11 protein-coding genes are annotated in these 13,145 nt (G+C 45.0%); 5 read left to right on the forward strand and 6 right to left on the reverse strand.

The window, feature by feature from the left end; genetic code table 11:
• Positions 1-22: 22 nt before the first annotated feature.
• Complete coding sequence (gene topA, locus ACP7AA_RS01705) at positions 23-2,701, reverse strand: type I DNA topoisomerase (protein WP_281491070.1); 2,679 nt, start codon at positions 2,699-2,701, stop codon at positions 23-25.
• A 282-nt stretch (positions 2,702-2,983) separates the two neighbouring features.
• Positions 2,984-3,544 (reverse strand): hypothetical protein, encoded by a 561-nt coding sequence (locus ACP7AA_RS01710; protein ID WP_271134556.1) that lies wholly within the window; start codon positions 3,542-3,544, stop codon positions 2,984-2,986.
• A 341-nt stretch (positions 3,545-3,885) separates the two neighbouring features.
• On the opposite strand from ACP7AA_RS01710, the gene ACP7AA_RS01715 reads away from it, so the two are divergent.
• Positions 3,886-4,425: a DUF2799 domain-containing protein gene (locus ACP7AA_RS01715; protein ID WP_426222453.1), complete on the forward strand. Its 540-nt coding sequence runs from the start codon at positions 3,886-3,888 to the stop codon at positions 4,423-4,425.
• Between the two features lie 255 nt (positions 4,426-4,680).
• Here ACP7AA_RS01715 and ACP7AA_RS01720 read toward each other — a convergent pair whose 3' ends face one another.
• The 3 genes from ACP7AA_RS01720 to ACP7AA_RS01730 all read right to left on the reverse strand — a co-directional run bounded on the left by ACP7AA_RS01720 (position 4,681) and on the right by ACP7AA_RS01730 (position 6,970).
• Positions 4,681-5,082 (reverse strand): ExbD/TolR family protein, encoded by a 402-nt coding sequence (locus tag ACP7AA_RS01720; RefSeq protein WP_201563135.1) that lies wholly within the window; start codon positions 5,080-5,082, stop codon positions 4,681-4,683.
• 106 nt (positions 5,083-5,188) lie between these two features.
• Positions 5,189-5,896 (reverse strand): MotA/TolQ/ExbB proton channel family protein, encoded by a 708-nt coding sequence (locus tag ACP7AA_RS01725; protein WP_426222454.1) that lies wholly within the window; start codon positions 5,894-5,896, stop codon positions 5,189-5,191.
• A 111-nt stretch (positions 5,897-6,007) separates the two neighbouring features.
• Positions 6,008-6,970, reverse strand: a complete 963-nt coding sequence (locus ACP7AA_RS01730; protein ID WP_426222455.1) for an energy transducer TonB — start codon at positions 6,968-6,970, stop codon at positions 6,008-6,010.
• 428 nt (positions 6,971-7,398) lie between these two features.
• Here ACP7AA_RS01730 and ACP7AA_RS01735 point away from each other — a divergent pair, with 428 nt between their 5' ends.
• From ACP7AA_RS01735 to ACP7AA_RS01750, 4 genes are all read left to right on the forward strand, one after another.
• Positions 7,399-8,451 carry a siderophore ABC transporter substrate-binding protein gene (locus tag ACP7AA_RS01735; protein WP_426222456.1) on the forward strand — a complete coding sequence of 351 codons (1,053 nt, stop codon included), beginning with the start codon at positions 7,399-7,401 and terminating at the stop codon, positions 8,449-8,451.
• 70 nt (positions 8,452-8,521) lie between these two features.
• Positions 8,522-9,622: an ABC transporter permease gene (locus ACP7AA_RS01740; RefSeq protein WP_426222457.1), complete on the forward strand. Its 1,101-nt coding sequence runs from the start codon at positions 8,522-8,524 to the stop codon at positions 9,620-9,622.
• Positions 9,623-9,742: 120 nt separating this feature from the next.
• The gene (locus ACP7AA_RS01745) at positions 9,743-10,837 is read left to right on the forward strand and encodes an iron chelate uptake ABC transporter family permease subunit (protein ID WP_426222458.1); all 1,095 of its coding nucleotides are present in this window, start codon (positions 9,743-9,745) and stop codon (positions 10,835-10,837) included.
• Between the two features lie 168 nt (positions 10,838-11,005).
• On the forward strand, positions 11,006-11,776 hold the full coding sequence (locus ACP7AA_RS01750) for an ABC transporter ATP-binding protein (protein ID WP_271134551.1): 771 nt from the start codon (positions 11,006-11,008) through the stop codon (positions 11,774-11,776).
• A 17-nt stretch (positions 11,777-11,793) separates the two neighbouring features.
• Here ACP7AA_RS01750 and ACP7AA_RS01755 read toward each other — a convergent pair whose 3' ends face one another.
• The gene (locus tag ACP7AA_RS01755) at positions 11,794-13,131 is read right to left on the reverse strand and encodes a PepSY-associated TM helix domain-containing protein (RefSeq protein WP_426222459.1); all 1,338 of its coding nucleotides are present in this window, start codon (positions 13,129-13,131) and stop codon (positions 11,794-11,796) included.
• Positions 13,132-13,145: the final 14 nt, after the last annotated feature.

Raw genomic sequence — 13,145 nt, forward strand, 5'->3', positions numbered from 1 at the left:
TTATGGTAAAAGTAAAACAGGTTTACTCTTCTACCCATTCACCATTACGCCAATACACACCCCAACGCGTGGCTTTGCCGTTTTTCTCAGAGCCGATATACTGCTCTTTTTTCTTCCGCGACCAGCGCAAAATAGTTGGATTACCATCAGGGTCTTCATCTGGACCTGCAAACAGATACTGGAACTTATCTTCCATCTTATCTTTGATTTCGCGTAGCTCAGCAAGCTTTGGCGGACGCGTTTCGCGTACTTTCGGGAACTTAGACGCCGCTAAGAACATCCCAGCCGCGCCTTCACGCAAGATAAAGTAATCATCGTGCTTGGTTGATTTTAGCTCTGGCAGATGAATAGGATCCATACGCGGCGGTGCAGCTTCGCCAGTTTTGAGTACCTTACGAGTATTGTCACATTTCTGACAAGCAAAGTAAGGACCAAAACGTCCGGTTTTTAGCTCCATCTGCCCATCACATTTATTACAGTCGATGGTTGGGGCGTCTGAACCCGGTACTTCAAATTTACCTTCTTCTAAGATATAACCGTCGCAATCAGGATTATTACCACAGATATGCAGCTTGAGACCACCGTCGACGATATAGCCATTCATGGCCGTACCGCATTTCGGGCAACGTTTTTTCTCCATCAAATCTTTAACTTCGGCCGCTTCGTCATCGCTGTCGCTATCATCAAGATTGGCAAACGCTTCGACTGGCATTAAGTTCTTAGTGCCTTTACAGCGCTCTTTTGGCGGTAAATTATAGCCAGTACAACCTAAGAATACACCCGTTGAGCCGGTACGCAGCTGCATCGGACGATCGCAAATATCGCAATGCACATCTGGCACATCGGTTGGATCATTCGGGCGCATACCATCTTTTTCTTTGGCACGATCTAGGGTCTTTTTAAAGTCGCCATAGAAATTATCGAGGACATCTTTCCAGTCGGTATCGCCCTCAGCGACATGGTCAAGCTTGTCTTCTAATGCGGCGGTAAAGGTATAATCCATCAAGTCTGGGAAACTTGCTGTCAATCTGTCAGTGACGATATCGCCCATTTTTTCGGCAAATAGACGTTTATTTTCAAGCTTTACATAACCGCGATCTTGAATGGTCGAGATGATAGAGGCATAAGTCGATGGACGACCGATGCCTTTTTTCTCCAGCTCTTTGACCAAGCTTGCCTCGGTATAGCGCGGTGGTGGCTTGGTAAAGTGTTGACTAGGATCAAGCTTATCGAGCGTTAATTTATCGCCTTGTTTGACATCTGGAAGCAAAGTATCGTCGGTTTTCGCTGGTGGCATGACTTTAGTAAAGCCATCAAACACTAAGGTACGACCGCGGGCTTTTAGCTCAACATCATTGGCAGCGACGAATAGATTCACTGATAAGTATTTTGCTGGCAGCATCTGACAAGCCACAAACTGACGCCAAATCAGCTCATATAGGCGGATTGCATCACGCTCAACCCCTTTTAGCTGGGTTGATTTCATATTGACGTTAGACGGACGAATGGCTTCATGCGCCTCTTGTGCGCCTTGTTTATTGCCATAGAAGTTCGGCTTTTCTGGCACATATTTTGCGCCATAGCTGTCTTCGATATAGCCCCGTACCGCCGCCAATGCATCACCAGACAGGAAAGTCGAGTCGGTACGCATATAAGTAATATGACCGGCTTCGTATAAACGCTGCGCCAAAATCATGGTTTTCTTAACTGAAAAACCTAAGCGCGTGCTTGCTGCTTGCTGCAACGTCGAGGTAATAAAAGGCGCACTGGGACGCGATTGCGTTGGCTTCTCTTCACGCTCTTTAACAATAAAGTCGCTTGAGTTAAGCACTGCTAAGACTTTATCGGTCTGTTCTTTATTGACAAGCTTTAGCGTTTTGCCGCCTTGCTTGGTCGCTTCTAGACGAATGGCAATTTGCTCAGCGTCTGTGGCTTTTTTGGCTTTACTATCGGCAATATGGGTATCAGCATGAATCTGCCAGTATTCTTCTGGAATAAAGGCGCGAATCTCATGCTCTCTTTCCACAACCAAACGCATGGCAACGGACTGGACACGACCTGCTGACAGACCGCGAGCAACCTTTTGCCACAGCAGCGGCGATACCATAAAGCCAACCACGCGGTCTAAAAAGCGCCGCGCTTGCTGCGCATTCACACGGTCAATATCAAGTTTGGATGGTTGCTTAAAGGCATTTTGAATGGCGGATTTGGTAATCTCGTTAAAGACCACGCGCTCATATTTGCTGTCTGCGCCGCCGATGACTTCTTTTAGATGCCAAGCAATCGCTTCCCCTTCTCTATCCATATCCGTTGCGAGATAGATTTTATCAGCGTCTTTAGCTAAGGCTTTAAGCTCTTTGATGACCTTGGTCTTGTTGGGCAATACTTCATAGACTGCCGCCCAGTTATGTTCTGGGTCGACGCCCATGCGCCGGACCAATGCTTGTTGGGTTTTTTCTTCTTTGCTCAGGCTGTCATCTTTTTTGCTCGCCGCTGGCTTCTTCGCGCTTTTACTCGCGCCCACTGGCAAATCACGGACATGACCGATACTTGAGCGTACGATAAAGTCATCGCCCAAGTATTTGTTAATGGTTTTTGCCTTGGCGGGTGATTCTACGATCACCAAAGACTTGCCCTTTGGACTGTCTTTAGTTTTGTCAGCAGCCGCAGCTGGACTTTTTTTGGTTGCGGGTTTTGCCATAAGTGACGACACCATAATAAGTAAATTAAAATAAGGATAAATTCAGCAGCATGGCAATTTATAATAGTTAGTTATAATGGCTCAGCGAATTATTGTAGTAAGGGCTGCTGATAAAAACGGTTATAAAACAAACAATAACCATAACGCATACATACAGTTATAAAGACGTTACACTGCTAAGCATTAAGCTGTCAACTGAAAATGACTGAGAGTTTGCCAAAAGGACTTGCATATTGCCTCTTAATGGAGACGAAAAACTAATTTGCTAGCTTGCAACGATTTTTATAGCTGCTTTTGCATCTGTAATGCCCATCTCTCAAGGTTTTCTTTCAGTATTAATAAGTCGGTTTCAATGGCTTTTTGCTGATAAGCAGGGTTGGTTATGGGGCGCACATAGGCAATATCTTCCCAATAAATAATAATGCTATTCGACTTAACCAATAATGCTTTTACAAATGGCTCAATACCAACGGGCAGCGCTAAAGGCTCTTTATCTAAGCTAAAATTGGCTTGTACGGGTAAGCTTTTATTGTCGCCGCTATTATTAATGTCATGACTGCTGGCATTGCTAGCCGGACGCCATTGTCCATCTATCACCTGATAGCGCGTCAGTGGCAGTTTTATATTCTCCAGCACCAAACCATATTGCCCAATCATGCCGCGACCATACTCATTGTCTTTGCCCTTTACCCAATCTGGGCAAGTAACTAACTTGGGATTAAGTTGTAAGCGACGCGCCGTCATACGCAGCTTATCCAAACGCTGGTCGATTCCGCTAGGTTTGAGCGCCATCATACTCCCTAATACGAATAGTACAATGGCGATCGCAATCCATATTCCCATAACAGTCTGACCTTTTAGCTTAAATGAAGTAATGCTATAAATTAAAATAGGGCTAATAACCTATAAGCGTGGTTATTGATATAAAAAACTTAAATACAAACGGCTGCTAGCTGGGTGCTTATAATGAGCGCAAACCATTAAAAATCAAGCGCCCTGAAATGCTATCGTTGATAACTAGCGAAATGCTGAGCAAACCTGACACTTAGCAACGCCTTATTATTTATAGTGGCATATCAAATACTTAGTACAGAAAGCCACTGATTCGATAACAAGATGCAAAAAGTTGACCGCCTAAAAAAGTGCTATGATAAACCATAATTTTAAACACGCGCAGGTTTATTATGAATTATCATCTTAAGCGAAACTCATCGACCGCCTCACAAGTAAGTAAATGCGTCGGTAAAATCATGCGTAAACCGCGTCTTGCTATCTCGCTAATAGGCGCGGCTTTGTTTACATTATCCGGCTGTGCGACGACCCAAAACCTAACGCCCGAACAATGTCAAAGCAGCAATTGGCAAGAAGTCGGCTATGCCGATGGTATCCGTGGGCGCTCAGGTGCTTACTTTGGGCACTATACCAATCAATGCGCAAGTGTCGTTGGCGCAACGCCAAACCGCGTATTGTGGGAACAAGGTCGCCAGCAAGGGTTGAAAAACTACTGCACTGAGCTCAATGCTTATAAGCTTGGCCGCGAAGGCTATGATTGGCAGCCTGTCTGTCCGCTCGAAGGCATCGAAAAGCTCGAGGAAGCGTACTCCCAAGGACGTTACTATTATATCCGCCAGCGTGACCTTGATTATCTGCGCTCGCCTTATCCGTTTGGTTATGGCTCTGGACGCTTAGGTTATGATTATCGCCCATTTGGCTATGGCTGGTAATCGTTATATAAAGCATTTTCCGTATCAGCCACTTGCTTAGCTCAAAGGCAGCTAAAAAAAAGATAACCTCGCAAGGTTGCCCAAGCGAGGCCGGAGAAAAGAGTTATTATTTTAATTATTCTTGTTATTGTCTTGGTTATTTTTTTATTAATAAGCCTACTGGTTTATCTTGGCAGTCTGTTTTTCTAGAGACTGTTTTTCTAAAGGCTGCTTTTCACAGCCTATTTACTCTTAAGTCCTGCACGTTTTAAAAAATTACTCGTTAACAAAAGCAATCTTACTTAGCCCCGCTTGACTGGCAGCCGCCAATACTTGCGCCACGGTATCATACTTACCTTCTTTATCAGCTCGCAGCTGGATAGACGGATCCTTACCGCTCGCCGACTGCGCTTGCAGACGCGCTGCTAACGCTTCCATACTGATAGGCTCATCATCCCAAAATAAGCCAGCATCTTTATCAATGCTAATTTGAATGGCTTCTGGCGGCGCTTGGTTTAGCTCAGCACTGGTCTTTGGTAAATCTAAGGGTACGGTTGGGTTTAGCACCGTCGCCGTCAATAAAAAGATAATCATCAATACCAGCATGATATCGATAAGCGGAATAAGGTTCATCTCATTCATGCTTTGAACGTCATCATCACCCAATTGAAATGCCATAATTATTCTCAATATCATTAATTAGAATCTTTGCCACTCGTGCTTTTAGCTGATTTTCGCATTGCTTTTCTAAACTGCTTTAGCTTAGCGCTTTATTGTTAAACAATCATGACAACTGCGATGGCGCTGACTTACGATAAAGTTCAGATGACTGAACAGCTTGTTGCTCAGAGCTCACACTTTTGGTTGATTGTGTTTGAGCCGTACTAGACGTACTTTTTGCTGTTGATTGCTGAGCTGATGGTTGCTGAGAAGCCGCGATGTCGGCAGATTGCGCCAATAAATCATGCGCTCTATCGTTGGCATGGTACATCACGCGGCGATTGATACGCACCGCTAGGTTATAAAACACCACCGCTGGAATGGCAACAGCGATACCCAAACCCGTCATAATAAGGGCTTCACCAACTGGCCCTGCTACTTGCCCCAAGCCCGCTTGCCCACTAACGCCAATATTATGTAGCGCATGAAAAATACCCCACACCGTGCCAAACAATCCGATAAATGGTGCAATTGCTGCCGTTGTACCAAGGATAGGTAGACCGCGCTCACTGGCAAAACGGTAGCGACCGATATGCTTAAGTAAGGTCTGCTCAATCACCAAACGCCACGTCGCACCATCCGTATCAATCAAACGTGCGCGCCTGCTATGAATCTGCGCACTCAAATCATCGGCAACACTAGCGGCCAGTTTGCGACTTTGCAGTATACGAATGATACCGGTCACCCAAGAGACGATAGATAAGGCAAGGAGCAAGAAGAATAAGGTTCTTGTCACCATATCGCTATATTGCCAGTAGGTCGTAAAGTCCATGTCAGACTCCTTAAAGTGGGATGTCATTACTTGTTATTTTATAATTATCGATAACAGTTGGCGGCAATAATGTGTGCCACTTAGATATCTTGATAACTGGTTTTTGTATCTCTATGGAACTGCATAAGCGATAGGCAAGGTCACATTACCGACCACTGGCACACCGTTTTTGCTAAAGGGTTTAAATTTACCAGAGCGGACTTGGCGCTGTGCCTCTTTATCGACCAGTGAATTTCCTGATGATTGGGCAATTCGCACGCTATCGATACCACCTTGTTTATTGACCCTTAGCACTAATACCACATTAAGCGTATCGCCTGAACGGGCTCGCTTGGCGGCACGCTCAGGGAAGCTAAAGTTTGGCGCTGATGCCCAATTGGCATTGCTGGCGGTAAAATTGACAGGCTCATTACTCGCCGTCGCCGCTTTGGCGTCAGCATCTGCTCGAGCAGCGGTCTCTGCTGCTTGTATTGCAGCCTTTGCCTGTGCTGCTTTTTGAGCGGCCTCTTTTGCTGCTTTGGCATCTGCCTGCGCTTGTGCCTCGCGGGCAGCTTTGGCGTCTGCAACTGCCCTAGCGTGGGCGTCTTGAGCGGCTTTTTCCGCTTGTGCGGCTATTATCTTACGTTGCTCATCCGCCATCGATGTATCTATTTTAGGGGGTTCTTTTTTAATAATGTCAGGCTTTTTGTTTTCTACTTTAGCAACAGGTTCGACATCAGCCGTTTTGTTCTTTATCTCTGTTGGCTTTGCTGTCACTACTTTAGCTTTCGGTTCTGCTATTGGTTTTTGTTGTGGCTGTGGCTTAGGCGGCTCTATGCGCTCAGGCTCTACTATTGGCTGAGGCTTTTGCTGAACGACTGGTTGCTCCGCTTTTACCTCAGGCTCGGTATTTGGAGCAGGCAATGAGATTAACTCTATCTCGATAGGTGGCGTTTCTTTGATAGGCTCAATTTTAGGCTCAGACGGTTTTATCGTTACCAAAGCAACGGCCGTGAGCACATGTAATCCCACCACAACGATAATAGCGATAAGTATTGCTTTCAGTGGTGGCGCGTCTAAATCCGTTGAACTCATAACACCCTAACATTTAACCGTCATAGAATGGTGTCGATAATAATGCAAACGATAATTATTATCAATAGTAAATTTCCAATATCTTTAGTCTAATCTCTCATATTCTAGAAAATCCTGATCAGCAAAACCCAATCTAACTAATCGCTACCACCTTATAGCGTAAGCATTTTATAAGATTAATATAGTAAAAACTGTCAACGTTAATAAAAACCATTATCATTGTTATTGATAATAAGTCTCAATTACTTTATCATGATGACTGTTTTATAATACTTACTAGAATCAACTTATCATAAAAAACCAATTATAAAGCAACGATAGAAAACAGCCTTGATAAGTTAGCCTTATAAGTTGACTCATTATTTAGCAGTTTTTATTTAGTATTTTTCCTATAAGACTGCCCAACCCTTTGATAAACCGAGTTATTTATGCCTACTACTTTATGCTCAAACCACAACGCTAGCCCCCTTTTTAAGCGTTCTTTATTAGCTGCCATGATGACAGCGCTGATTGCCAGCATTGGCATGGCGGGTTGTAGTTCGCCTGAATCCAATGACTCTGAGCCAGCAGATGCCAAGACTGAGAACCAAACGGCTGACAAATCCTCAAATGTTGCCAATAATGACAATGTTTCTGTGGCGACTATTGCCGTCGATACGACAAAAGGTAAGGTCGACTTGGCAATGAATCCATCACCATTGGTCGTTTATGACATGACCTTGATGCAAGATTTGGCGGCACTTGATGTGGCGGTCGATGGCATGCCAAGTGGGCTGCTTTTAAATAATTTACACTCAAAAACTCAGCCTGAACCAAAATCAGTCGGTACGGTATTTGAGCCAGACCTTGAAGCCTTGAACGCTATGCAGCCACAAGCTATTTTGGTAGGCTCACGGATGGCAGAAAAATATGATGCTCTCTCTAGCATCGCGCCAACGTTAGACATGACCATTGATACGGCAAATATTTATGAGTCGAGCAAGCAACGCCTGCATGATTTGGGCGCTTTATTTGGTAAAAGTGCTCAGGCAGCAAAACTACAAGGCAATATTGATGGTCTTATCGCTGACACTAAAACCTTAACCAAAGATAAAGGCAAAGGCTTAGTGGTCATGGTGAATGGCAATAAGCTGTCTGCCTATGGTGATAAGTCGCGCTATGGCTTTATTCATACGGTATTAGATATTCCGATGGCCGATGACCAAATCGCCGACGCGCGTCACGGTCAGCCAGTATCTTTTGAGTATCTACAAAAAACCAATCCAGACTGGCTATTCGTCGTCGATCGCAGTGCAGCAATTGGGGAAGATGGCGCTGGTGCAAAAGCAGTATTGGACAATCCATTGGTCGCGCAAACCAATGCTTGGAGTAAAGGACAAGTGGTTTACCTTAGCCCAGACTCTTACTTAGCATTCGGTGGTTATTATCAATGGATGCAGGACTTGACCACGATTAAAGATGCTTTTGCGAGCGCGAAATAAACGTTATTACTGTTCAAGCAACTGTTACTGCTTGCATTTTTAATCATCCATTTCTAAGCCAGTAGACGTTATGTCGTTATTTTCCAATCGCGCTCATGCCCGTGTCAAAGCCAGTCCTGCTTTGCCAGCTGCACCATCAAGTTGGCAAAAAAAGACCCGTAGTGGCCTGCGTCCTAAGTATCAACGTGCCGCTATCCCGCCATGGTTAATAAACACAGCCAGCCTCATTATTATGGGGCTTTTGGTGTTATTAAGTTTATCAATTGGAGTGGCGGATTTTTCGTGGTCAGGTATCTTGCACAGCATTATCAATCATAGCGCCAACTCAGATAGCTCGCTGTTATTGGTCAGCCGCATACCGCGTACCATTGCCATTATTTTGACTGGTATCGCCATGGCAGTTGCTGGGATGATTATTCAAGTGGTGCTGAAAAACCGCTTCGTTGAGCCATCGATGGTTGGGGCAACCCAAAGCGCCGCATTGGGATTACTGGTAGTCAGTTTATTGTTCCCAGCCAGCGCGCTACTGGTCAAAATGGGTGTCGCAACTATTGCGGCAGTCGCGGGCATGATGCTCTTTATGCTGCTGATACATCGCGTTCCGCCGACGGATTTTTTGATGATTCCACTGATCGGTATTGTCTTTGGTGGCATTATCGAGGCGATAACCACTTTTATCGCCTACCAAACTGAATCATTACAGATGCTCAGCGTTTGGCAATTTGGCGACTTCTCTTCAGTATTAGCCGGACGTTACGAACTGCTTTGGTTGACGGGCGCGCTGTGCGTGCTGGCTTATATTATCGCCGATAAACTGACCATCGTCGGTTTGGGCGACAATATCGCGCTAAACTTGGGGATTAGTAAACGGCAAGTAACGTGGCTTGGCGTTGGCATGGTGGCGATGATGAGCGCTGTCGTCGTCGTAACCGTTGGTATGATTCCTTTTATTGGCTTGGTCGTACCCAATATCGTTAGCCGCATCATGGGCGATAAATTACGTCGCAGCTTGCCCGCAGTCGCGCTCTTGGGCGCATCAGCCGTGCTACTTTGTGATATTATCGGGCGCTCCATTCGTTACCCTTTTGAAGTGCCTGTGGCGACAGTTTTTGGTGTGGTCGGCACGGTGATATTTTTATGGTTGTTATTACGTGCGCCTGCTGAGCAATAAGCCCTAGCGCAATCTTGTCGCTGCCTGATTATTAACACTTTTCTTAATTTATTCGTCCTGTTGTCTGATTAGATAAGCTTGGCGTTGTTACTATTAAAGGTAGCATAGTAGGATTTATTCATGTTCTCATCGTCTAAGCATAACTTTATAAATGACAATTCTACCAAGACTGGCTCGGCAAAAAAGAGCACTCTAGCAAATGCTACTTTAGACAATGACAGCCTTGAAGATACTTGTCGTCACAACCTTTTAGCAAAACTTTGGACCTTTATCGCTGGTCATCCAAAATCCATTGCCGCGATTATTTTACTTATCTCAATGACGCTGTTTTTGACACTTAACGTCAATGGCTATTGGGACTTTGCCCTGCCGTTACGGGGCAAAAAACTACTGGCACTGATGGTCGTCGGTTATGCCATCGGCGTATCAACCCTGCTCTTTCAAACCTTGACCCACAATCCTATTTTGACGCCCTCCTTATTGGGCTTTGACTCACTGTATGTGTTATTACAAAGCTTATTGGTGTTCTTTTTAGGCGCAATTAGTTTTACCAGCATCAACCCCATTACCAAATTTACCCTTGAAATCGTCCTCATGTTTGGCGCGTCGTTATTGTTGTTTCGACTGTTATTTTCAAAAAGCAGTCAGGATTTGACGCGGCTGATACTGGTAGGCGTTATCTTTGGCGTGTTGTTTCGCAGCTTATCAGCGCTGGTTGCACGGCTCATTAACCCCGATGACTTCGTGGTTGTCCAATCGGCCAGTTACGCGCAGTTTAATACGGTTAATCCGCAGCTTTTGGGCATTAGCTTTGTTATTTGCGTCATCAGTGCACTGTTTATCTGGCGCTGGCGCTATCAATGCGATGTCTTGATGCTGGGCAAACCACAAGCAATTAACCTTGGTATCAACTATCAACGCCTTGCATTCGGGCTATTAACCGTCATCGCAGTATTGGTCGCGACGGCAACCGCCTTGGTCGGTCCGGTAACCTTTTTTGGCTTACTAGTCTGCGCTTTAACCAATCGCATCGCGCGGCACATGTATCATAGCGAGCGCCTGATATTGGTCAGTTTAGTAGCGATGATTTGCTTAGTACTCGGTCAGACGGTATTTGAGCAAGTGCTGGGTATGGCAGGGGTACTGTCGGTAGTGATTGAATTGGCAGGCGGCTTGGTCTTCTTAATACTAATTTTTATGACTCAGCGCCGTTAATTATGGCTCAGTAAGACTGCACGGATCAAAAAAACTTTAACGACAAGATATATAAATACATACGGATGCTAGTGGAATAAATTTTTGCAGCCTCTGTCTGCATCGGCGCAGCAAGCGAAAAAAACTTATTCCAGTAGCGTTATAGCGTTTTGAAATCGGACCAACTGTATGATTAAACTCGATAATATCTCCCACCATATTGGCAAACAACAAATCCTGCATGACATTACCTTGTCTTTACCACCCGCACAAGTGATTGCTTTAATTGGCCCCAATGGCGCAGGTAAATCGACCTTATTTTCGGTAATGGCACGACTGCAACCGCTACAGTCAGGACGGGTAAGTTTCGCTGTAGATAATGAGGAACGTGATATCGTCAGCTGTCATGCTCGAACACTGTCTAAAACGGTGGCCATGCTCGGGCAAGACAACCAAGTACAAGGGCGATTGCGCGTGCATGAGCTGCTGATGTTTGGGCGCTATCCCTATCATCAAGGGCAGCCAACGGCGAACGATGAGCAAAAAGTGCAGGATATTATCGAACGCTTTGAGCTAGAACCATTAGCCGAGCGTTTTTTATCGACATTATCCGGTGGTCAACGGCAGCGCGTACTGATTGCGATGATTGTCTGCCAAGATACGCCGTATTTATTACTTGATGAGCCGCTAAATAATCTAGATATGTACCATGCTGGGCGCTTGATGCGTGAGCTATGCGAGCTGAGTCATAGCCAGCAAAAAACGGTGGTGATTGTCCTACATGATATCAATCAAGCGGCGCAATTTGCCGATACTGTGGTCACGATGAAAGCAGGTCAGGTAATGGCCGTTGGTAAACCTGCCGATGTCATTACCCAAGAGACGATGAAGGACCTATATAACGTCGATGTGACGGTATTAAATCATCAAGGTCGGCCAGTAATTATAGATACGGTTTAAAGGTATAAACATCAGTTTTATCTCAATTTTTGTAAAACCTTCAAACGTTGCTGTCTACCCTTGGCCCATAGATACACACCTGTACCAGACAAGACCACCACCGCTAACCCAATCAATGCTAAGAATATTTGATAGGCCAAATGACCTATGCCGTGACTGATATGTCCCATATGCAGCGTCGATAACCATCGATCAGCTTTAGTGCCAAATGAGCTTTGATAACCGAAATTAACCTTTTCGACTTTGCCAGTCGCCGCATCGACAGTGATAGACGAAGCGCCGCTATCAGTACCTATATCCTTATCCATTTTAAAGCGCATCTGCCATTGATTGTCCTCTGCTACCCAGCGTATGCCCAATAACTGCTGCACGGTTACCCCATTATTTTGCGCGGCAATATTCGCCTGCTTGCTAACATACTCAATACTATTGGTCTTATTGACAATATCAGCAGTTGCGTTGATAACTGGCATAACATTTGGGAGAACTTGCGCGCCCGATTTATCTGGTTTATATGACTTACCTTTTTCTTTGCTTTCTTTACCTTCTCTGCTTTCAAGTCCGACCACCACTTGCATCATCGGCTGATAAACTTGCTGCAAATTAAAACCGACACTCGACCACGCAATGACAAATAGCATCAGCCACAACCATAAACCAAAGGCGTGATGCACATCATAATTGAGCTTAAAGGTGTTGGTTTCGCGGCGGATTTTCCATGCAGGTAGCCAGCGTTTTAATACAGAAGCGCGTTTTTTAATTGTTTTTCGATGCGCCGCATGACCCTTCTTCACGGTACGTGGCAAGGTTAAATAAAAGCCAATAAAGCAATTAATCGTCCATAGCAGTGCAATCACACCTAGCAGCAGCTTACCAAAATTACCGAGCAATAAATCACGGTGCAGCCAAAACACCTTCCACATAGTATTGCGCCACGCCCATTCATCTTTATCACGCGTCCCTAATATATCGCCATTATAAGGATTTATATAAACCTCTTGAAACGGCGCTTTGGGCTGATTTTTAGCGCTTTGACCTCGGACTCTATCGACTGAAAATACCGCAGATTTATCCGCTTTTAATGACGTTGGCATACTAGAAAAATTGTACTCTGGATAGGCGGCGACCACCTTATCGTGCAGGGTTGCAATAGGAAGCTGTGGCGCATCTTGCCGCTCAATCTGAGCCAATTGATGGTTAAACACATTATCCAACTCGTCATGGAAAGCCAATAACGAGCCAGTAAAACCCGCTATGATTAAAAAACCTGCCATTACAAGCCCAGTATAACGATGAATCCAAAGGCAAATACGGCGCATATTCAATGCAAAAGAAGATAATGAAAGTGAAGTCATGAGTGCTGATTCTT

The sequence above is a fragment of the Psychrobacter sp. DWR1-2-3 genome (assembly GCF_049896465.1).
Taxonomy (GTDB): Bacteria; Pseudomonadota; Gammaproteobacteria; order Pseudomonadales; family Moraxellaceae; genus Psychrobacter; species Psychrobacter maritimus.